The sequence below is a fragment of the Pseudonocardia sp. ICBG601 genome (genome assembly GCF_020496245.1).
In genome coordinates this window covers 14,539-34,108 of record NZ_JAHLJA010000212.1, presented here as the reverse complement: position 1 = coordinate 34,108, position 19,570 = coordinate 14,539, and the positions used below count along the sequence as shown (strand labels likewise).

Here is a 19,570-nt window from a genome sequence, read left to right as displayed (position 1 = left end):
CCCGGTGGTGGTCAGCTCGTCGAGCCCGTCGTCGCCGCGCACCACCAGCACCGACTTGCCGCGCCGGGCGAAGACCTCGGCCATCGTCGCGGCGTGCCGCGGGTCGGCGCAGCCGATCAGACCGGTCTCGGGCTGGGCCGGGTTGGACAGTGGCCCGAGCAGGTTCATCGCGGTCGGCACCCCGAGCTCGCGACGGACCCCGCCTGCGTAGCGCATGGCGGGGTGGAAGGACTGGGCGAAGCAGAACGCGATCCCCAGCTCCGCGGCACACCGTTCGACCGCGGCAGGGGTCAGCTCGATCGCGACACCCAGCTCCTCGAGCACGTCGGCCGTCCCGCACTGCGACGACGCCGCGCGCCCGCCGTGCTTGACGACCGGCGCACCCGCCGCCGCGACGACGATCGCCGCCATCGTGGAGATGTTCACCGTGTGCGCCTGGTCCCCGCCGGTGCCGACGACGTCGACCGAGCGGCCGGGCACGTGCACCCGCAGCGCATGGGCGAGCATCGCGTCGGCCATGCCCGAGATCTCCGCGGGCGTCTCGCCCTTCGCGCGCAGCGCGACGAGGAACCCGGCGAGCTGCGCCGGGGTCGCCTCCCCGGCGAACACCTGACCCATCGCCCAGGTCGCCTCGTCGGCGGTGACGTCCTCGCCGCGCATCAGGCGGCCGATCACGGAGGGCCAGGTGGGTGCGCTCACGGCGTGAGGTGTCCTCTGTCTCGCTACTGCTGCTGGGTCAGGGTGCCGGGCCGGTGGTCGCGCAGGACCTGGGCGACGACCTCGGCCGCCTCGATCGGGTCGAGCGGGTGCACCAGCACGGCGTCCGCCTCCGACCAGGTGGCGAGCCAGCGGTCGTCCCGGCGGCGGACGGTCAGCACGATCGGCGGGCAGTCGACGATCTCGTGACGCAGCTGCTTGGCCACGCCCATCCCGCCGGTCGGCTGGGCCTCGCCGTCGAGGACCAGCAGGTCGGCCTCACCCGCGTCGCAGGCCGCGAGGACCTCGGCGATGCCGGCCGCCTCCACCCAGCGCACCCGGCCCACGTCCGGCGCGGGCCGCCGCCCGACCGCCTCGATGATGCTCTCGCGGACCTCGGGACGGTGGCTGTAGACCAGCACCGTGCTGGTCCCCGTCCCCGACCCGGCCGCGCTGCCGATCTCTGCCGCTCGTCCGCTCACGCCGACGATACTAGGGGAACCTCCCGACACCCCCGAACGTTGTCGTGTCGGCGATCCGGGCCGGGGCCGCGTGGCGGCCGCTCCGTCGTCCCGACCAGGCGATGAGTTCCCGATCATCGGGTCCGTTCGCCGATCGTGATGCGGTGAGGGGTATCCCGACAAGCCGTAGAAGTTCGGCTCGGGTCATAATGCCCGACGTGACGACAGCGGCACCCAACATCAGCGCGCGGATCCATTCGCTGAACCGCCCCAACCTGGTCAGCATCGGCACCATCGTCTGGCTCTCCAGCGAGCTGATGTTCTTCGCCGGGCTGTTCGCGATGTACTTCACGCGCGGGCGCAGAACGACGGCCCCTGGCCGCCGCCGCCCACCGAGCTCGACGTCCCCTACGCACTGGTGGTCACCCTCGTCCTGGTGGCGTCCTCGTTCACCTGCCAGTTCGGCGTGTTCGCGGCCGAGCGCGGCGACGTGTTCGGGCTGCGTCGCTGGTACGCCCTGACGCTGGCGATGGGGACGTTCTTCGTGCTCGGCCAGGCGTTCGAGTACTACACCCTGGTCACCTCGCACGAGACGACGATCTCCTCGAGCGCCTACGGGTCGGTCTTCTACCTGGCGACCGGCTTCCACGGGCTGCACGTGGTCGGTGGCCTCGTCGCGTTCGTGTACCTGATCATCCGCACGAAGCTCAGCAAGTTCACGCCCGCCCAGGCCACCGCGGCGATCGTGGTGTCCTACTACTGGCACTTCGTCGACGTGGTGTGGATCGGGCTGTTCGCCACGATCTACTTCATCCGCTGACCGATCGCGCCGCCCGTCCCCTGACAGCACCCGCCACGACGTCGAGGTTGGAAGACCCCCAGCGATGACCGAGAACCAGAACCCACCACCGGTCGAACGGCCGGACGAGAAGGCCGGGGCCGCACCCGTCCGCACGGCAAGGTGAAGCGCCGCATCGCCGGCGCCCTCGCCATCGGGCTGGGCCTGCTGTCCGTCGGTTTCCTCTACGCCGCCTTCGCGCCGCAGCCGCAGGTCGCCCAGGCCCAGCAGGACACCGCGCTGATCGCCAAGGGCGAGCAGCTCTACAACAACACCTGCATCACGTGCCACGGCGCGAACCTGCAGGGTGTCCAGGAGCGCGGCCCGAGCCTGATCGGCGTCGGCGACGCCGCGGTCTACTTCCAGGTGTCCTCGGGGCGTATGCCGATGGCGCGCCAGGAGGCCCAGGCCGCCCGCAAGCACCCGCTGCCGATCTTCGACCCGGAGACCCAGGAGGGTCGGGCGAACCTCGAGGCGCTGGGCGCGTTCGTGCAGGCCAACGGCGGCGGGCCGGTCACACCGGCCGCGACCGGCGAGGCCCTGCGCGGCGACGACCCGGGCCGTGGTGGCGTGCTGTACCGGCTGAACTGCGCCTCGTGCCACAACTTCACCGGCGTCGGCGGCGCGCTGTCGTCCGGCAAGTACGCTCCCGCGCTCGAGCCGGCCAGCGAGGAGCAGATCTACACCGCGATGCAGACCGGCCCGCAGAACATGCCGCGCTTCTCCGACCAGCAGCTCACGCCGCAGGAGAAGCAGGACATCATCGCGTACATCAAGTCGGTGAACCACGCCAACGACCCGGGCGGCTACTCGCTGCTGGGTCTCGGTCCGACGGCCGAGGGTGTCTTCATCTTCGCCGTCGTGATGTCCGGTCTGGTCGGGTTCGCCATCTGGTTGGGGGCGAAGAGTTGAGCAGCGAAGTCAGCACCGGGTCGGACCGTCGCCCGACCAAGGAGGAGCTCGACGAGATGTCGCCCGAGCAGCTGGCCCGTCTGGCCGGCGAGCTCGACGAGGTCGAGGTCGTGCACAACACGCCGGCGTTCCCGATCCCGGGTACCCGCGCGGAGAAGCGCGCCGAGCGTTCGGTCGCGCTGTGGTTCATCATCTCGGCGATCTCCATGATCGCCTTCGTGGTCGCGTTCATCGCGTGGCCGTGGGAGTACGTCAACGTCGGCGAGCCCGGCCACGCGCTCTACAACCTCTACACCCCGGTCATCGGCTTCACCTTCGGGTTCGCGGTGCTCTCCATCGGCATCGCGGTCATCCAGATGGTGAAGAAGCTCTTCCCGGACGAGACCTCGGTCCAGCAGCGCCACGACGGCCCGTCCACCGACGTCGACCGCGCCACCTTCCTGGCCCAGGTCGCCGACGCGGGCAAGGGCACGACGATCGGCCGTCGCAAGCTGATCATCCGCAGCGCCGGGCTGGCGGCGGCCGTCGCCGGAATCGGCACCGGCGTCGTCGCGCTCGGCGGCATCATCCGGAACCCGTGGGCCGAGGGTGAGAACGCCCCGCTGTGGCACACCGGCTGGCGTCCGGAGAACGGCGAGACGGTCTACCTGCGCACCGACACCGGCATCCTGTCCGAGATCGCCCGTGTGCGACCCGAGGACATGGAGCCGGGCGCGATGATGACGGTCTTCCCGTACCGCGAGAGCGAGCGGGCAACGAGGAGGAGCTGCTGCACGCGCAGCGCGCCTCGGACGCGCCGGTCATGCTCATCCGTCTCCGCCCCGGGACCGAGGTCACGAAGCGCCCCGGTCAGGAGAACTTCAACTACGGTGACTTCTACGCCTGGTCGAAGGTCTGCACCCACCTCGGATGCCCGACCTCGCTGTTCCAGGCGCAGGACAACCGCATTCTCTGCCCGTGCCACCAGTCGCAGTTCCTGGCCACCCAGGATGCCGAGCCCGTCTTCGGGCCGGCCGCCCGGCCGTTGCCTCAGCTGCCGATCACGGTGAACGAGGAGGGCTTCTTCGTCGCCCGCAGCGACTTCGTGGAGCCCGTCGGACCCGCGTTCTGGGAGAGGCCGAAGACGACATGAGTTCGATCACGACACCCACCACCTCCTCGGGGGGCCTCGCGGCCAAGGGCGGCGAAGCACTCGACCAGGCGGACCAGCGCTACCACGCGGCCGCAGGTCTGCGGAAGCAGTTCAACAAGGTCTTCCCGACCCACTGGTCGTTCATGCTGGGCGAGATCGCCCTGTACAGCTTTCATCATCGTGCTGCTGTCGGGCACCTACCTGGCGCTGTTCTTCGACCCCTCCATGCAGGAGGTCGTCTACAACGGGCCGTACGACCCGCTGCGCGGCGTGCACATGTCGCGTGCCTACGAGTCCGCCCTGGAGATCTCCCTCGAGGTCCGCGGCGGGCTGTTCATGCGCCAGCTGCACCACTGGGCGGCGCTGCTGTTCGTCGCGGCGATGATCATCCACATGTTCCGGGTGTTCTTCACCGGAGCGTTCCGCAAGCCGCGCGAGGCCAACTGGACCATCGGGATCGTGCTGATCCTGCTGGGCACCTTCGCCGGCTTCACCGGCTACTCCCTGCCGGACGACCTGCTCTCCGGTGTGGGTCTGCGCATCGCCTCGGGCATCACGCTGACCGTGCCGATCATGGGCACCTGGGTGCACTGGGCGCTGTTCGGCGGCGAGTTCCCCGGGACCGAGATCATCCCGCGGCTCTATATCATCCACGTGCTGATCCTGCCCGGGATCATCCTCGCGCTGATCGCCGTGCACCTCGGGCTGGTGTGGTACCAGAAGCACACCCAGTTCCCCGGCCCCGGCCGGACCGAGAACAACGTCGTCGGCGTGCGGATCATGCCGCAGTTCGCGGCGAAGGGCGGCGCGTTCTTCTTCGTCGTCGCCGGTGTGCTGGCGCTGATCTCGGGGCTGTTCCAGATGAACCCCATCTGGCACCTCGGCCCGTACGACGCCTCGCACATCTCCGCCGGGTCGCAGCCGGACTTCTACATGCTGTGGTCCGAGGGCATGGGCCGGATCTTCCCGCCGTGGGAGTTCTACCTGTTCGGGACGTACACGATCCCGGCGGCGTTCATCCCCACCGCGGGCTTCCTGCCGGTGCTGTTCGTGCTCGCGGGTGCCTACCCGTCGATCGAGCGGCGCTTCACCGGCGACGACGCGATCCACAACCTGCTGCAGCGCCCGCGCGACGTGCCGGTCCGGACCGCGCTCGGCGCCATGGCGATCTCGTTCTACCTGTGGCTCGTGATGTGCGGGTTCAACGACTGGATCTCGTACTTCTTCCACATCTCGCTGAACGCGACGACGTGGGCCGGCCGCATCGGTCTGCTCGTCGTGCCGCCGATCGTGTACTGGGTGGCCTACCGCTGGTGCATCGGTCTGCAGCGGTCGGACCGCGCGGTGTTGGAGCACGGCATCGAGACGGGCATCATCAAGCGGCTCCCGCACGGCGAGTTCATCGAGGTGCACCAGCCGCTGGGCGGCGTCGACGCGCACGGCCACGCCATCCCGCTGGAGTACCAGGGCGCCTCGGTGCCCAAGCGGATGAACCAGCTGGGCTCGGCGGGTGAGCCGGTCTCCGGTTCGCTGCTCACGCCCGACCCGGTCGAGGAGTCCCGTGCGCTGGCCGCGGCCCGCCACGAGGCCCACGAGCGCGAGCTCGAGGAGTCCCGCCGGCGTCACGAGGCGCGGGCGGAGCTCGAGTCCGGGCACGGTGAGCTCGCGGGCCGCCCGGACGACGGTGGTCGTCCGCAGCAGCCGCGCGACTGAGCACGGCCCGGGCCCCGGCCCGGAAGCACTCCACGGCGGCCCCGCCGGAGACCCGGTCTCCGGCGGGCCGCCGTCGTCCGTGCGAGCTCCCTACGACCTCCGTGTGGCTTCGGTGCGGCTTCAGTGCGGCTTCGGTGCGGCCCGGCCCCCGTGCGGTCTCCGTGCGACCTCAGACCCCGGCCGGTTCGTCGGGGGAGCGGTCACCGGTGCGGTGCGAGGCCTCCCGGGCCCGCTCGGCCCAGGTGCGCCAGGCGCCCCCGCCCCACGCCGGCTCCGCCCACGGCGGGTCGCAGTACACCAGCCGGGTCCCGCCGCTGGTGAGCCAGCGGTGCAGGATCCGGACCTCCTCCGACGGGGCCCCGCGCAGCGGCCCGTCGCCCGGCAGGACAGTCTGCGCGCCGGCCCGCAGCGCCTCGACGACCGGCATCGGCCGCACCCCCGCGCGGCGCGGTGCCCGCCGCGGCGAGCCGTCCGTGCCGCAGCACGGCGAGCTCCCAGCCGCCCGGCCGTCGGGCGGGCGCCGACCAGCTCGTCGATCCCCGCGAGCGCGGCCAGGGGTGGTGCCCCGGTCGACCCCGGCGGCCAGCGTGGCCAGCCGGTCCCCGGGCCCGTGCGGCGGCCTCGTAGCGCCCGCCCCGCGGACCGGTCGTCGACCTCGGCGGCCAGCACCCGCAGCGGGCCGTCGTCCTTGCCCGCCACGAGGTCGACCCCAGGCGTGCACGGCGGGCGCGTAGTCCTCGGCCGGCTGCAGACCGGCGCACGGCGCGGCGCAGCGGCCCAGCTCGTGCAGCGCGCACGGTGTCGCCGACGGGTTCCGGGCCGGGATGCGGATCGTGCACCGGCGCAGCGGCAGCGCGTCCAGCGCCGCGTCGAGCACGTCGGTCGCGGCCCGCTGCGACCCGAACGGGCCCAGAGCGCCCGCCCGCGGGGTGGCGACGACCGACAGCCGCGGGAACGCCTCCGCCGTCGGCACCACCCAGTAGGCCCGGCCGGGTTGCGCGAGCGCCGGTTGTACGGCGGGCGGTGCGCGGCGATGAGGGCCAGCTCGCGCACCGAGGCCTCCAGGGCGTGCGCGCAGACCACCGTGTCGACCTTCTCGGCCCGGGCGAGCATGTCCCGGACCCGGCGGCGCTTCTCCCCGGCGGTGAAGTACGACCGCACCCGCCGGTGCAGGTCACCGCTGGTGCCGACGTAGAGCACCTGGCCGTCGCCGCCGCGGAACAGGTACACCCCGGGCGCGGAGGGCACGTCGTTCGCCAGGTGCCTGCGGCGCGCTGGGCGGTGGTGGGCCGGTGCGGGGCCCGGTCCCGCACGAGCTGCAGCAGCTCCTCCAGGCTCTGCACGCCCAGGTTCCCGATCCGCTCCAGCAGGTGGTGCAGCACCTCGACGGTCGCCCTGGGCGTCGGTCAGCGCCCGGTGGTCCGGGGTGGTGGCACACCCGAAGTGCCGGGCCAGGACCCCCAGCTTCACGCTGGGGCACTCGGCGTGCGGGAGCACGGCACGGGCGAGCCGGGCGGTGCACAGGACCGGGGGGCGGGGCCAGGGCGGTCGAGGCGCTCGCAGGCGGCCTTGAGGAACCCGGCGTCGAACGGGGCGTTGTGCGCCACCAGGACCGAGCCGCGGAGCATGTCGCAGTACCGACGGCAGGACCGCGCCCCAGCGGCGGTGCGCCGTGCAGCATCGCCGTGGTGATGCCGGTCAGGCGGGGTGATGTCGGCGGGGATCCGCACGCCCGGATCGACCAGGGTGCCGAGCTCGGAGATCCGGCTGCCGCCGCGGACGGCGACGGCGCCGACCTCGGTGATCGCGTCGGTCCGCGGTGGCTGCCGCCGGTCGTCTCCAGGTCCACCACGCAGAAGGTGACGTCGCGCAGCGGCGTGCCCAGCTCGTCGAAGGTGAGCTGCGGGGAGCAGGAGGTCACGCCCGCACCGTAGCCGTCGGGTCCGACAGTATGTTCGAACGCCCGGCCGGGACCCGGGCGGGCGCGACACCGCCACCGATCGGGCACGCCCCGTACGGGGACGGCCGCGCCGACGGCGGTCCGGGGCGGGCGGGGATAACCTGGAGAGATGGCGCACGACGACACGGAGCGACCGGAGCCCACGCGCTCCGGGCCGCCGTCGTGCGCCGAGGACGGTACCCGTGACGGGGAGGGCCCCGGCGGACCGGCCGCGGGCGACTGGCCGGAGCTGCCCGCCCCGCTGCGGGCCCGGCTCGCGGAGATCGCGGGCACCGCGCTGGGCGGGTTGCCGCCCGGGGAGGTCCCCACCCCGCTGCGCCGCTTCGCCCGGTTCACCCCCGCCAAGCGGGCCCGCCTCGGCGGGCAGGTGCTGGTGGCCCGGCTCCAGCAGGACGCGGCGTTCCGGGCCGCGGTGGTGGCCTGGTGGGCCGAGAACCGGCCCGGTGAGCTGGAGCTCCCCGAGACCTCCACGCCACGGCCCACCGACGACCCGTCCCCGGACGGGACCGGCGCGCCCGCCGGCGACGCCGGAGCCGCGGAGGGGGCCGGGCCGCTGCCCGCGCCCGTCGACAAGCTCGATGCGGCCGCGGTCGCGCTGCTCACCGCCGACCCGCTCGCGGACCGGCGGGTCGCGGAGGTGGGACAGACCGCGGACCTGGCGAACCTGCGCGCCGAGCGCGACGAGGCACTGGCCAAGGTCGACAAGCTCACCGCCGAGCTCGAACGGGCTCGTGCGGAGCTGGTCGAGGAACGGGAGCGGGCCCGCATGCTCGTCGGTGAGCGGGAGACCGAGTACCTGCAGATGCGCCGGCGGGTCAGCGACCAGGGTGCCCGGCTGCGTGCCGCGCTCGACGCCCGCAGCGAGCTGGAGGCGGAGGTCGCGCGGCTGCGCGTCGGCGTCGACGAGGAGCTCGCCCGGGCCCGCGCCGAGACCGCCGCCGAGCGCGAGCGCGCCGACCGGGAACGCCGCAGGGCCGAGGCCGCGGCCGGTCAGGTCGCCGCCGCCCGCCAGGCCGCCCGCGAGGCCCGTCGCGGCGACGAGGTGCGCCTGGAGCTGCTGCTCGACACCGTCAGCGGCGCGATCTCGGGCCTGCGCCGCGAGCTCGACATCGGCGCGGGCGGACCGCGGCCGGCGGACCTGGTCGCGGGCACGGGCGACCGCGCGGCGGGCGCACGCGCCGCGGCACCCGTAGACGGGCTGGCCGCGCTGGACGCGCTGCTGAGCGTGCCGTCGGTGCACCTCATCGTCGACGGCTACAACGTCAGCAAGACCGGCTACCCGGACCTGCCGCTGGCCGACCAGCGCTCCCGGCTGGTGGCCCAGCTCAGCGCCCTGGGCGCCCGCACCGGGGCCGAGATCACCGTCGTGTTCGACGGCGCCGCGGTGATCGCCGCGCCGGTGCGCGGCAGCCGCGGGGTACGGGTGCTGTTCAGCGACGCCGGGGTGATCGCCGACGACGTCGTCCGCGACCTCGTCGCCGCCGAACCGGCGGGCAGGCCGCTGCTGGTGGCGACCTCGGACCAGGAGCTCGTGCGCTCGGTGCGCCGCCGGGGCGCGCACACCGTGGCGTCCGCGGTGCTGCTGCGCCGCCTCGGCGGCTGACCGGTCACCCCACGTCACGGTGCCGGGTCCGGCGCCCGGCCGGCGGGACCACCGGCATCGGCAGCGTGGTGCGTGCCGGTGCGCCCCGCTCGACCAGGCGCAGGTGCGGGATGAGGCCGCCCTCGGCCAGCACCTGCAACGCCCGGCGCTCCGGCTCGGCGAACTCCACCGGGGCCCCGGCCGTGCCCACGCTCGTGTCCACCGAGCCGGCCGGCAGGTCGACGGGGAGATAGGGGATCGGTCGGTCGTCCTCCGGGACCTCCAGCAGCACCCCGATGACGCAGTCACCGCACGCGGCACCGCGGACCTCGCAGCGATCGCAGTCGACGATCATGGCTCCTCCTTCGTCGGACCCGAGGTGGTCGAGTACCGCGGACGCTAGGGGAGGGGTCCGACAGAATGGCCGCGCCGGAGAAATGCCGGGCCGGACCGTCACCGCGGGCGGCCGCGCTCGTTCACCTGAACAGCACGACATCCTCACCAGCTGTCCCGTCGGGCGACCGGCACCACTCCTGCGGAGCAGTGCCACGCCGGCGGGTGACCGCTCCGGTCACGCAGCGGTGAGGACGCGGAACTCGTCCGCTCCCCGGAGTGTCGGACGGCGGCCCGCATCCCCGACGCGCCGTGCGCGTGCGGAGCCGCCGCTCCGACCCCGCCGCTCCGACCCCGCCGCCCGGCCCGCCGGTGACCACCGGGGGCCGCCGCCCCGTCGGGGACTAGCGTCGCCGACCGTGGCGCGCACGCTGCTGGTGACCAACGACTTCCCGCCCCGCCCCGGCGGCATCCAGTCCTACCTGTCCGACCTCGCCCGCGCGCTCCCGCCGGAGACCCTCGCCGTCCACGCCCCCGCCTGGCGCGGCGCCGCCGCCCACGACGCCGGGCTGCCGTTCCCCGTGCACCGGCACCGGTCGTCGCTGATGCTGCCGGTCCCCGAGGTCGCCCGGCGCGCCGCGGAGCTGGCCCGCGAGCACGACGCCCGGACCGTCTGGTTCGGCGCGGCCGCACCGCTGGGGCTGCTCGGCCCGTACCTGCGCCGCCACGCGGGGGTGGAGCGGGTCGTCGCCACCACGCACGGCCACGAGGTCGGCTGGTCGATGCTGCCCGGCGCGCGTCGGGCGCTGCGCCGGATCGGCCGGGACGCCGACGTCGTCACCACGGTCTCGCACTGGACCCGCGGCCGGCTCGCCGGTGCGCTCGGCCCGGACGCGGCCGTCGAGGTCCTGCCGCCGCCGGTGGACACCGTGCGCTTCGCGCCCGACCCGGCCGCCCGCGCCGCGGTCCGGGCCCGCTACCGGCTCGGGGACGCACCGGTGGTGTCGTGCGTGTCCCGGTTGGTGCCGCGCAAGGGCCAGGACGTGCTGGTCGCGGCGCTGCCGAGGATCCGCGCGCGGGTGCCGGGCGCCCGGCTGCTGCTCGTCGGCGGCGGGCCCTACCGGGACCGGCTGCGCGCACTGGCGGCCCGGGCCGGGGTCGCCGACGCCGTGGTGTCCACCGGCGGGGTGCCGGCCGCCGAGCTCGCCGCGCACCACGCCGCCGGGGACGTGTTCGCCCTGCCGTGCCGCACCCACCTGCGCGGGCTCGACGTCGAGGGGCTGGGGATCGCGCTGCTCGAGGCCGCGGCGTCGGGACTGCCCGTCGTCGCGGGGGACTCCGGCGGAGCACCGGAGACCGTCGAGGACGGCGTGACCGGCCACGTCGTGGCGGGACGGGACGTCGCCGCCGTCGCCGACCGGGTAGCGGACCTGCTCGCCGATCCCGCCCGCGCGACGGCGATGGGTCGCGCCGGGCGGGCCCGCGTCCGTCGGCTCTGGGGCGGACCGTCGTCGGCGGCGCGGCTGCACGGCTTCCTGACCGGCGACGACGGGCCGCGCTGAGCGCGCGACCCGCCGTCGCCGGGAGGAGGGCGTCGGTGGAGGGTCAGCCCTTGTCGGCGGTGGTCCCCGCGTAGAGCGCCTCGATCTCGTCGGAGTAGGACTCCACGACGACCTTGCGCTTGACCTTCATCGTCGGCGTCAGCTCGCCGCCCGCCTCGCTGAAGTCGTGCGGCAGGATCGTGAACTTGCGGATCTGCTCGGCCCGCGAGACAGCCTGGTTGGCGTCCTCGACCGCGGCCGCGATCTCGCCGCGCAGCTCCGGATCGTCGACGAGGTCGGCGGCCGAGCTCCCGTCGCCGGCTGGCTTGCCGTTGCGTTCGCGCCAGCCCGGCAGGGCGTCCGGGTCGATCGTGACCAGCGCGGAGATGAACGGCTTCTGGTCACCGATCACGATGCACTGCCCGACCAACGGGTGCGCCCGCAGGCGGTCCTCGAGCACGGCCGGGGCGACGTTCTTGCCGCCCGCGGTGACGATGATCTCCTTCTTGCGGCCGGTGATCGTGAGGAAGCCGCCGTCGTCGAGCTCGCCGATGTCACCGGAGTGGAACCAGCCGTCGGACTCCAGGGCCTCGGCCGAGGCCTCCTCGTTGTCCCAGTAGCCGCGGAAGACGATGTCGCCGCGCAGCATGATCTCGCCGTCGGAGGCGATCCGGACCGCGCAGCCGGGCACCGGGCGTCCGACCGAGCCGACCCGCTGGGCGTCGAGGGTGTTCAGGGTGATGCCCGCGGTGGTCTCGGTCAGGCCGTAGCCCTCCAGGACCGGCAGGCCGATGCCGCGGAAGAAGTGGCCCAGCCGCGCACCCAGCGGCGCCGATCCCGACACCGCGGCCTTGACGTTCCCGCCGACGGCGGCGCGCAGCTTGCCGTAGACGAGCTTGTCGAACAGCGCGTGCCGGGCCTTGAGCAGCAGCCCCGGGCCGCCCGCGTCGAGCGCCTCGGAGTAGGCGATCGCGGTGTCGGCGGCGGCGTCGAAGATCTTCCCCTTGCCGTCGTTGTGCGCCTTGAGCCGGGCCCCGTTGTAGACCTTCTCGAACACCCGCGGCACGGCGAGCAGGAAGGTCGGCCGGAACTCCGCCAGGTCGGGCAGCAGGTTCTTGACGTCGGGGGTGTGCCCGACGACGGTGCGGGTGGCCAGGCAGCCGCACTGGATGGCCTTGCCGAACACGTGCGCGAGCGGCAGGAACAGCAGCACCGAGTCGCCCGGCTCGAACAGGTGCGGGATCGTCGCGGCGATCGTCCGGATCTCGGAGAGCATGTTGCGGTGGGTGAGCTCGCAGCCCTTGGGCCGGCCGGTCGTGCCCGAGGTGTAGATCAGGGTGCACAGGTCGTCCGCGCGCACCGCGCCCCGGCGCTCGTGGACCACGGCGTCCGGGGTGTCCGAGCCCAGGCCGCGCAGCTGCTCCACCGCCGAGGGGGCGTCCGGCGCCGACCCGGCGGGCTCGATCTGCCACACGGTGCGCAGCGACGGCAGGTCCCCGCGGACCTTCTCCAGCGCCGCGGCGTGGTCGGCGGTCTCGACGACGATCCCGACCGCGCCGGAGTTCGACACGATCCAGGAGATCTGGTCCGGCGAGGAGGTCTCGTAGATCGGGACGGTGACCCCGCCCGCGGCGAGGATCGCGTAGTCGAACAGGGTCCACTCGTAGCGGGTCCGCGACAGCAGCGCGACCCGGTCCCCGGCCTGCACACCAGCGGCGATCAGCCCGGCCGCGACCCGGGTGACCTGCTCGGCGAACTCGGCCGCGGTCACCTCCGACCAGGTCCCGTCCGTGGCCTTGCGGCGGTAGAGCACGTCCGACGGGTGCTGCGCGGCATTGTCGAACACGGCGTCCGAGAGCGATTCCTCGTCTCCCACTGACACCGCGGCGGGAACGCTGTACTCACGCACGGGGATCGACCTCCTGGCGGCCTCGACAGGCTGAGAACACGGTCGCCGCGACGGCTGCGGCGACACCTTCCGGCAGAACTTACCGGAGAGTAGGACCTGCGTACATCGAACTGGACATACCGGATCCACGAGCTGATCCGCCGGTCCGGCCCGGCCCGCGACGGTACCCGTGACCGGGGCCGTCGCACGGGGTGGCACGCTGACCCGGTGCCCGCGATCGACGTGATCGACGAGACCTTCCTGGCCGTGCCCCGCGAGCGGGTCGCGGCGGAGTTCGCCGACCCGGCCCGGTGGCCGTCGTACTGGCCCGACCTGCGCCCCGAGGTCGCACACGACCGCGGACCGGCCGGGCTGCGCTGGACCGTGACCGGCGCGCTGGTGGGGACCATGGAGGTCTGGTGCGAACCGGAGGGCGACGGCACCGTCCTGCACTTCTTCCTGCGCGCGGACCCGCACGGCCCGCCGCCCCGCGGGCGGCTGCGGCGCCGCCGGTGGCTGCGCGCGGAGTCCGACCGGCGGCACCGCGCGTTCAAGGCGCACGCCTTCGCGCTCAAGCGACGCCTGGAGGGCGGGCGCCCTGCGGGCGTCGCGCCGTCGGCGTTCCGGCCGGACCGGACGGCCTGAGCGTGCGGCTGCACGTCGTCACCGACGTCCACGGCGCCACCACGCCGCTCGCCCGCGCCGCCGAGGGCGCCGACGGCGTGCTCGTGCTCGGTGACCTGTTGGAATTCATCGACTACCGCGACCCGGCCAACGGGATCATCTCCCGGCTGCTCGGGTCCGAGGTCGCCGCCGAGTTCGGCCGGATGCGCCGGATCGGGGCGCCGCGCACGCAGATGCTGGGCCTGCTGGAGCGTTCCTGGGCCCGGTTCACCGACCCGGCGGCCGCCGTCGCCGAGGCCGTCGCCGCCCAGTACGCCGAGGTCTTCGGGGTGCTGGGCGGGCTCGGGGTGCCGGTGTGGGCGATCCCCGGCAACGTCGACGTCCCCGACGCCTGGCCCGAGACCGAGGGCGTCACCCGCGCCGACGGACGGGTCGTCGAGATCGGTGGCCGCCGGTTCGGCTTCCTCGGCGGGGTGCCGCTGCCGCCCGGGGTCGACCCGCGCCGCACCGGTCCCTGGCAGCCGCACTTCGTGGCCCACGAGGACTGGACCGCCCGCCTGGACACGCTCGGCCCGGCCGACGTGCTGTGCACCCACGTCCCGCCGGCGCTCCCGGGCCTGACCTACGACGTCGTCACCCGCCGCGCCGAGATCGCCAGTGCCCCGCTGGCCGCGCGGATCCGGGCCGAGCAGCCCTCGCACGCGCTGTTCGGCCACGTGCACCAGCCGCTGCGCCGGCGCACCCGGGTCGGCCGCACCGAATGCGTCAACGCCGGACACTTCCGTGCGCACGGCACGCCCTACGTGCTCCGGTTCTGACCACCGGATAGCCTCCCGCCATGGCCGACGCGACCTCGTCCTCGATCCACATCGACGCCCCGCCGGAGCGGGTCATGGCGGTGATCGCGGACTTCGCGTCCTACCCCGAGTGGACCGACCAGATCACCAGCGTCGAGATCCTCGACGCCGGTGCCGACGGCCGCGCCCGCCAGGTCCGCTTCGCGATGGACGCCGGGGCCATCAAGGACACCTACACCCTCGACTACGACTGGGCCGCCGACGACCGCTCGGTGTCGTGGACGCTGGTCAAGGGCGGCATCCAGCGCGCTCAGGACGGCGCGTACCGGCTGGTCGGCGACGCCGGCGGCACCACCGTCACCTACGAGCTCAGCGTCGAGGTCAACTTCCCGATGATCGGGATGCTCCGTCGCAAGGCGGAGAAAGTGATCATCGACGCGGCCCTGAAGGGGCTCAAGCGCCGCGTCGAGAAGGGCTGAGCCGGTCGGCGGCGACCCGGACACGATCGTTAGGCTCCGCGCTGTGCGTGTGGTGCTCTTCACCGGCAAGGGCGGGGTCGGCAAGACGACCCTGGCCGCCGCGCCGGCCGCGCACGTCGCCGGGACCGGGCGGTCGGCGCTGGTCGTGTCCACCGACCCGGCGCACTCCCTCGGCGACGCGCTGGACGCCGATCCCACCGAGGTCACCGACAACCTGTGGGGCGCCCACATCGAGGCCCGGCACCTGCTCGAGGGCGCCTGGGGGGACCTGCAGGGGCACCTGCGCACGATGCTCGCCGGGGCCGGGGTGGACGAGCTCGTCGCCGACGAGCTGACCGTGCTGCCCGGCGTCGAGGACCTCCTCGCGCTCGTCGAGGTGCAGCGCTTCGCCGACTCCGGCCGCTTCGACGTCGTCGTCGTCGACTGCGGGCCGACCGCGGAGACGCTGCGGCTGCTCACCCTGCCCGAGGCGCTGTCGGGTTACCTGGAGCGGCTGTTCCCCGCACACCGGCGCGCCGTGCGCGGTCTGGTCGCCGGACTCGCCGGCGCGAAGGCCGACGGCGCGGGCTGGGAGCGCACCGTCGACGCGCTCGGTGTGCTGGCCGAGCAGCTGCGCGGCCTGCGCGGGCTGCTCGCGGACCGCTCCCGCACCTCGATCCGGCTGGTGCTGACCCCGGAGCGGGTCGTCGCGGCCGAGACCCGCCGGACCCTGACCGCGCTCGCCCTGCACGAGCTGCGGGTCGACGGGCTGCTGGCGAACCGGGTGATGCCGGGCCCGCCGCCGTCGCTGCGCGGGCCCGCCGCCCGCTGGCTGCGCGAACGTGCCGCCGAGCAGCAGTCCGTGCTCGCCGAGCTGGGCGAGCTCGGCGCGGACGTGCCGGTGACGGCGGTCCGCTACACCGCCGCCGAGCCGACCGGCGTCGCCGCACTGCGCGAGCTGGCCCACTCCGTCTACGGCGACGACGACCCCGCGGGCACGGCCGACGACGCCCCGTCGCGGCCGCTGATGGAGCTCCGGCGCACCGCCGGTCACGGGGTCTCCGCCGACACCGAGTTCGAGCTCGACGTGGCGCTGCCCGGCGCCCAGGACGCGCCGCTGGACCTCGCCCGGGTCGGCGACGACATGGTCGTCGGCATCGGGTTCTCCCGGCGCGTGGTCTCGCTGCCGTCGGTGCTGCGCCGCTGCGAGGCCACCGGCGCCCGGCTGGAGGGCCACGGCTCCGACGCCCGCCTGGTGATCTCCTTCGTCCCCGACCCGGGCACCTGGATGACCTCGTGAGCGGCCGCGACACCCGGGGCGGCACGCACTGCGGCGCCCACGGCGCCATCCCGGAGGACCTGCGGGTCACCGCGGTGGCGCTGCTCGACCGGCTGCGCACCGCCACCGAGGCCATGTCGGACTCGCTGCAGGCCACGGGCGTCGACCCCGGCCCCGGCGCCGCGGGCTCCTGCACCGCCTGTCCGGTGTGCGCGCTGATCGCCGTCGTGCGGGGGGAGCGGTCGGAGCTGGTCACCCGGCTCGCCGACCACGCCACCGGGCTGCTCGCCGTGCTCGTCGCGCTGCTGGAGGAGGCCGCCTCGCCCGCGCGTCGGGAGTCCCGCCGGCCGCAGGGCAGCGGTCGCTCGGTCCAGCGGATCGTGGTGCACCGGACGTGAGCCCCCGGATGTCCGACGTCCGCACCATCGGGGTGGACGTCGGGGGTACCAGCGTGCGCGCGGGCGTCGTCGACGCCGAGGGCGGGATCCTCGACACCGCCTCCGCGCCGACCCCACGCACCGACGACACGCTGGAGGCCGCCATCGCCGGCGCGGTCGAGGAGCTGCGGCGCCGGCACACCGTCGCCGCCGTCGGGCTCGCGCTCGCCGGGTTCGTCGACGCCCCGCGCGGGCTGGTCCGCTACGCCCCGCACCTGTCCTGGCGCGACGCCCCGGTCGCCGAGCGGATCGGCGACCGGCTCGGCGGGATCCCGGTCGTCGTGGAGCACGACGCGAACTCCGCCGCGCTCGCCGAACGCCGCTACGGCGCGGCGGCGGGCGCGTCGGTGGCGCTGGTCATCGCGCTGGGCACCGGGATCGGCGGAGCCCTGCTGCTCGACGGCGAGCTGTACCGCGGCGCGCACGGCGTCGCGCCCGAGCTCGGGCACCTGCGGGTCGTCCCGGAGGGGCGGGCCTGCCCGTGCGGCAAGCGCGGCTGCTGGGAGCGCTACTGCAGCGGGACCGCGCTCGGCGCCACCGCGCTGGAGATGCTCTCGGGCGGCGACGTGCCCGGCCCGTCCGGCCTGGCCCGGGAGGCCGCCGTCGACCCGGGGCGGATCACCGGCAAGCGGGTCGCCGCCGCCGCCCGCGAGGGCGACCCGGTCGCCCGCGCCGCCCTCGACGACATGGGGCGCTGGCTGGGGGAGGGGCCTCGCTCGTCGCGGACGTCTTCGACCCGGACCTCGTGGTGATCGCCGGCGGGGTGTCGGCGTCGGCGCCCCTGTTCCTCGACGCCGCCCGCGAGCACTACGCCCGCATCCTCACCGGCGCAGGCAACCGGCCGCTGGCCCGGATCCGGACCGCGCAGCTCGGCGCGGCCGCCGCCGTCGTGGGCGCGGCGACGCTGGCCCGGGAGAGCCTGCGGGCCGACGCCCGGCGCTGAGTGCTACAGCCGCGAGCCGTCGTCCCAGGGGTCGGGGCCCTCGTCGGTGTCCGGGCTCCACAGCCGCAGCAGCAACCAGCCCAGCCCGGCCGCGATGAGCACCAGCCCCAGCGGCAGCGGCCAGGTCCCGCCGACGCCGACCAGCCCCGGCGCGACGCACAGCAGCAGCCCCACCGCGATCAGCCCACCACCCACGACGGCCGGGGGGCCCGGCCGCGGCAGCGGCGGCGGCTCCGGCGGGTGGTAGTGGTCCTCCGGGTCGGCGTCGGCCCCGCCTCCCGGGGGCGGGACCGCGGGGCCCGGCGGGTGCACGGGGCGGTCCGCCGCGGCGCCCGTGGCGTCGCCGGCGTCGCCGGTCTCGGTGCGGTCCGCACGGTCGGCCCGCTCGACGGGCTCGGCGGGCCAGTCCGGCACCGAGCCCTCGTCGCGCCAGGCGGAGACGATCGCGTCGAAGTCGTCGTCGGGCCGGTCCTCGCGGTCACGCGCGGGGTCTGCGGAGCTCATACCGGTCCGTCCCTCCCCGCTCGCGGCGGCTCCCATCCTGTCACGGCCGGTGTCCCGCCCGACACCGCCCACGGGCCCGCGCGGGCCACCGCGGGGCGCGCCCGACCACGGTGACCACAGCCCCGTTGTGAGGAGGTGTCGACGCTCCGTAGGCTGTCGCCGAAGTCGGTAGGGAGGCAGCGCAGGGTGCTGTACTGGTGGTCCAAGTTCGTGCTGCTCGGCCCGTTGATGAGGCTGTTCTGCCGGCCGGAGGTGCGCGGCGCCGAGAACGTGCCCGCCGGCTCCGGCGCGATCCTCGCCAGCAACCACCTCGCGGTGGCCGACTCCTTCTTCCTGCCGCTGATGCTGCCGCGGCGGGTGACCTTCCTCGCCAAGCGCGAGTACTTCACCGAGCCCGGGATCCGCGGCTGGTTCAAGAAGCAGTTCTTCACCGGCGTCGGGCAGGTCCCGGTGGACCGGTCTGGCGGGTCCGCGGCGCGCGCCGCGATGGACACCGCGGTGCGGCTGCTGAACGAGGGCAAGCTGCTCGGCATCTACCCGGAGGGCACCCGCTCGCCCGACGGGCGGCTCTACAAGGGCAAGACCGGCGTCGCCCGGATGGCGCTGGAGGCCGGCGTGCCGGTCATCCCGGTCGCCATGGTGGGGACCGACAAGGTCAACCCCATCGGCTCGAAGATGTGGCGCCCGCGCAAGGTGCGGATCGTGATCGGCGAGCCGCTGGACTTCTCCCGCTACGAGGGCATGGCGGGGGACCGGTTCATCGAGCGCTCCATGACCGACGAGATCATGTACGCGCTGATGGAGCTGTCCGGGCAGACCTACGTCGACCTGTACGCGGCGTCGGTCAAGGAGAAGGCCGCGGCCGGTGCGCCGCCGCCGGCCCCGTCGCGCCAGAGCCTGCCGCGGCCGGACGCGAACGTGCCCGACTCCCGCGCCTCCTGACCGGCTCCGGTAGACAGGACGGCACCATGCGCTTCTTCTACGACACCGAGTTCATCGAGGACGGCACGACGATCGACCTGGTGTCGATCGGGATCGTCGGCGAGGACGGCCGCGAGTTCTACGCCGTGTCCACCGAGTTCGACCCGGACCGGGCGGGCAAGTGGGTGCGGGCCAACGTCCTGCCCAAGCTGCCCCCGCCCAGCGACCGGGCCTGGATGTCGCGGGCCCGGATGCGCGAGGAGATCCTCGACTTCTGCACCGGTGCGCCCGGCGACGTCGAGCTGTGGGCCTGGATCGCCGCCTACGACCACGTCGCGCTGTGCCAGCTGTGGGGCGCGATGCCCGCGCTGCCGCGCCCGATCCCGCGCTTCACCCGTGAGCTGCGCCAGCGGTGGGAGGACGCGGGCCGCCCGGCACTGCCCCCGCCGCCCGCCCAGGCGCACGACGCGCTCGCCGACGCCCGGCACAACCTGCGGCGCTGGGAAGTGATCGCCGAGACCCTCGCGACGGGGGCCGCGCCCCGGTAGGGA

At 74.5% G+C, this 19,570-nt stretch carries 20 protein-coding genes and 5 pseudogenes; 16 read left to right on the top strand and 9 right to left on the bottom strand.

Translation table 11 applies throughout. The features are described 5' to 3' along the window. The 3 genes from trpD to KPL57_RS71295 form a co-directional block, all read right to left on the bottom strand. A partial coding sequence (gene trpD, locus KPL57_RS60965) for an anthranilate phosphoribosyltransferase (protein WP_226358954.1) occupies positions 1-699 on the bottom strand: 699 nt, incomplete at its 3' end. Positions 700-722: 23 nt separating this feature from the next. Next, on the bottom strand, positions 723-1,118 hold the full coding sequence (locus KPL57_RS60960) for a response regulator (protein ID WP_020625131.1): 396 nt from the start codon (positions 1,116-1,118) through the stop codon (positions 723-725). Positions 1,119-1,188: 70 nt separating this feature from the next. Beyond that, positions 1,189-1,509, bottom strand: coding sequence for a hypothetical protein (locus tag KPL57_RS71295; protein WP_226358962.1), 321 nt, complete (start codon positions 1,507-1,509; stop codon positions 1,189-1,191). Between KPL57_RS71295 and KPL57_RS60950 the strand changes: the two are divergent. The 5 genes and pseudogenes from KPL57_RS60950 (at position 1,409) to KPL57_RS60935 (ending at position 5,752) form a co-directional block, all read left to right on the top strand. Continuing rightward, positions 1,409-1,977: pseudogene (locus KPL57_RS60950) on the top strand (heme-copper oxidase subunit III). The gene KPL57_RS71295 and the pseudogene KPL57_RS60950 sit on opposite strands and share 101 nt — an antisense overlap. Before the next feature lie 141 nt (positions 1,978-2,118). Further along, complete coding sequence (locus KPL57_RS60945) at positions 2,119-2,907, top strand: c-type cytochrome (RefSeq protein ID WP_226358953.1); 789 nt, start codon at positions 2,119-2,121, stop codon at positions 2,905-2,907. 56 nt (positions 2,908-2,963) lie between these two features. Beyond that, a pseudogene (locus tag KPL57_RS71290) lies at positions 2,964-3,512 on the top strand (menaquinol-cytochrome C reductase); the annotation flags it as partial. A 197-nt stretch (positions 3,513-3,709) separates the two neighbouring features. After that, the gene (locus KPL57_RS71285) at positions 3,710-4,039 is read left to right on the top strand and encodes a Rieske (2Fe-2S) protein (RefSeq protein ID WP_308253310.1); all 330 of its coding nucleotides are present in this window, start codon (positions 3,710-3,712) and stop codon (positions 4,037-4,039) included. Further along, positions 4,036-5,752, top strand: a pseudogene (locus tag KPL57_RS60935) (cytochrome bc complex cytochrome b subunit). The gene KPL57_RS71285 and the pseudogene KPL57_RS60935 overlap by 4 nt, the downstream one beginning before the upstream one ends. A gap of 169 nt (positions 5,753-5,921) precedes the next feature. Here KPL57_RS60935 and KPL57_RS60930 read toward each other — a convergent pair. The 3 genes and pseudogenes from KPL57_RS60930 to KPL57_RS73455 all read right to left on the bottom strand — a co-directional run bounded on the left by KPL57_RS60930 (position 5,922) and on the right by KPL57_RS73455 (position 7,515). Further along, positions 5,922-6,725, bottom strand: coding sequence for a hypothetical protein (locus tag KPL57_RS60930; protein WP_226358961.1), 804 nt, complete (start codon positions 6,723-6,725; stop codon positions 5,922-5,924). Positions 6,726-6,820: 95 nt separating this feature from the next. Continuing rightward, positions 6,821-6,952: pseudogene (locus KPL57_RS71280) on the bottom strand (hypothetical protein); the annotation flags it as partial. 266 nt (positions 6,953-7,218) lie between these two features. Then, positions 7,219-7,515 carry a hypothetical protein gene (locus KPL57_RS73455; protein ID WP_374203967.1) on the bottom strand — a complete coding sequence of 99 codons (297 nt, stop codon included), beginning with the start codon at positions 7,513-7,515 and terminating at the stop codon, positions 7,219-7,221. Here KPL57_RS73455 and KPL57_RS60915 point away from each other — a divergent pair. Both KPL57_RS60915 and KPL57_RS60910 read left to right on the top strand, forming a co-directional pair. Next, positions 7,444-7,686, top strand: coding sequence for a hypothetical protein (locus tag KPL57_RS60915; RefSeq protein WP_226358960.1), 243 nt, complete (start codon positions 7,444-7,446; stop codon positions 7,684-7,686). The genes KPL57_RS73455 and KPL57_RS60915 overlap by 72 nt on opposite strands. A gap of 135 nt (positions 7,687-7,821) precedes the next feature. Beyond that, complete coding sequence (locus tag KPL57_RS60910; RefSeq protein WP_226358952.1) at positions 7,822-9,315, top strand: NYN domain-containing protein; 1,494 nt, start codon at positions 7,822-7,824, stop codon at positions 9,313-9,315. A 4-nt stretch (positions 9,316-9,319) separates the two neighbouring features. Here KPL57_RS60910 and KPL57_RS60905 read toward each other — a convergent pair whose 3' ends face one another. Further along, a complete protein-coding gene (locus KPL57_RS60905; RefSeq protein WP_226358951.1) occupies positions 9,320-9,649 on the bottom strand; it encodes a hypothetical protein in 330 nt (109 codons plus the stop codon). Positions 9,650-10,046: 397 nt separating this feature from the next. Here KPL57_RS60905 and KPL57_RS60900 point away from each other — a divergent pair, with 397 nt between their 5' ends. Next, positions 10,047-11,189 (top strand): glycosyltransferase family 4 protein, encoded by a 1,143-nt coding sequence (locus KPL57_RS60900; protein ID WP_226358950.1) that lies wholly within the window; start codon positions 10,047-10,049, stop codon positions 11,187-11,189. 43 nt (positions 11,190-11,232) lie between these two features. Here KPL57_RS60900 and KPL57_RS60895 read toward each other — a convergent pair whose 3' ends face one another. Next, positions 11,233-13,077, bottom strand: coding sequence for a long-chain fatty acid--CoA ligase (locus KPL57_RS60895; RefSeq protein WP_075307252.1), 1,845 nt, complete (start codon positions 13,075-13,077; stop codon positions 11,233-11,235). A 207-nt stretch (positions 13,078-13,284) separates the two neighbouring features. Between KPL57_RS60895 and KPL57_RS60890 the strand changes: the two genes are divergently transcribed. The 6 genes and pseudogenes from KPL57_RS60890 (at position 13,285) to KPL57_RS60865 (ending at position 17,594) form a co-directional block, all read left to right on the top strand. Beyond that, the gene (locus tag KPL57_RS60890) at positions 13,285-13,701 is read left to right on the top strand and encodes a hypothetical protein (RefSeq protein WP_020623843.1); all 417 of its coding nucleotides are present in this window, start codon (positions 13,285-13,287) and stop codon (positions 13,699-13,701) included. A 2-nt stretch (positions 13,702-13,703) separates the two neighbouring features. Beyond that, positions 13,704-14,498, top strand: a complete 795-nt coding sequence (locus KPL57_RS60885) for a metallophosphoesterase (RefSeq protein WP_226358949.1) — start codon at positions 13,704-13,706, stop codon at positions 14,496-14,498. A gap of 20 nt (positions 14,499-14,518) precedes the next feature. Further along, complete coding sequence (locus KPL57_RS60880; RefSeq protein WP_020623841.1) at positions 14,519-14,956, top strand: SRPBCC family protein; 438 nt, start codon at positions 14,519-14,521, stop codon at positions 14,954-14,956. A 43-nt stretch (positions 14,957-14,999) separates the two neighbouring features. Then, positions 15,000-16,235, top strand: coding sequence for an ArsA family ATPase (locus KPL57_RS60875; RefSeq protein WP_226358948.1), 1,236 nt, complete (start codon positions 15,000-15,002; stop codon positions 16,233-16,235). Next, positions 16,232-16,612 carry a hypothetical protein gene (locus tag KPL57_RS60870; RefSeq protein WP_226358947.1) on the top strand — a complete coding sequence of 127 codons (381 nt, stop codon included), beginning with the start codon at positions 16,232-16,234 and terminating at the stop codon, positions 16,610-16,612. The genes KPL57_RS60875 and KPL57_RS60870 overlap by 4 nt, the downstream gene beginning before the upstream one ends. A gap of 8 nt (positions 16,613-16,620) precedes the next feature. Further along, positions 16,621-17,594: pseudogene (locus KPL57_RS60865) on the top strand (ROK family protein). A gap of 3 nt (positions 17,595-17,597) precedes the next feature. Here KPL57_RS60865 and KPL57_RS60860 read toward each other — a convergent pair. After that, a complete protein-coding gene (locus tag KPL57_RS60860) occupies positions 17,598-18,098 on the bottom strand; it encodes a DUF308 domain-containing protein (RefSeq protein WP_226358946.1) in 501 nt (166 codons plus the stop codon). A gap of 186 nt (positions 18,099-18,284) precedes the next feature. On the opposite strand from KPL57_RS60860, the gene KPL57_RS60855 reads away from it, so the two are divergent. Together KPL57_RS60855 and KPL57_RS60850 are read left to right on the top strand one after the other, a co-directional pair. Continuing rightward, a complete protein-coding gene (locus KPL57_RS60855) occupies positions 18,285-19,040 on the top strand; it encodes a 1-acyl-sn-glycerol-3-phosphate acyltransferase (RefSeq protein ID WP_020626437.1) in 756 nt (251 codons plus the stop codon). A 26-nt stretch (positions 19,041-19,066) separates the two neighbouring features. Then, positions 19,067-19,567 (top strand): polyadenylate-specific 3'-exoribonuclease AS, encoded by a 501-nt coding sequence (locus KPL57_RS60850; protein WP_149662550.1) that lies wholly within the window; start codon positions 19,067-19,069, stop codon positions 19,565-19,567. The last annotated feature ends 3 nt before the right edge of the window (positions 19,568-19,570 follow it).

Coding starts and splice junctions, on each gene's coding strand:
- KPL57_RS60850 (WP_149662550.1), top strand. CDS start 19,067: ATGCGCTTCTTCTACGACACCGAGTTCATCGAGGACGGCACGACGATC.
- KPL57_RS60905 (WP_226358951.1), bottom strand. CDS start 9,649: ATGATCGTCGACTGCGATCGCTGCGAGGTCCGCGGTGCCGCGTGCGGT.
- KPL57_RS60915 (WP_226358960.1), top strand. CDS start 7,444: ATGCCGGTCAGGCGGGGTGATGTCGGCGGGGATCCGCACGCCCGGATC.
- KPL57_RS71285 (WP_308253310.1), top strand. CDS start 3,710: ATGCTCATCCGTCTCCGCCCCGGGACCGAGGTCACGAAGCGCCCCGGT.
- KPL57_RS60880 (WP_020623841.1), top strand. CDS start 14,519: ATGGCCGACGCGACCTCGTCCTCGATCCACATCGACGCCCCGCCGGAG.
- KPL57_RS60860 (WP_226358946.1), bottom strand. CDS start 18,098: ATGAGCTCCGCAGACCCCGCGCGTGACCGCGAGGACCGGCCCGACGAC.
- KPL57_RS60910 (WP_226358952.1), top strand. CDS start 7,822: ATGGCGCACGACGACACGGAGCGACCGGAGCCCACGCGCTCCGGGCCG.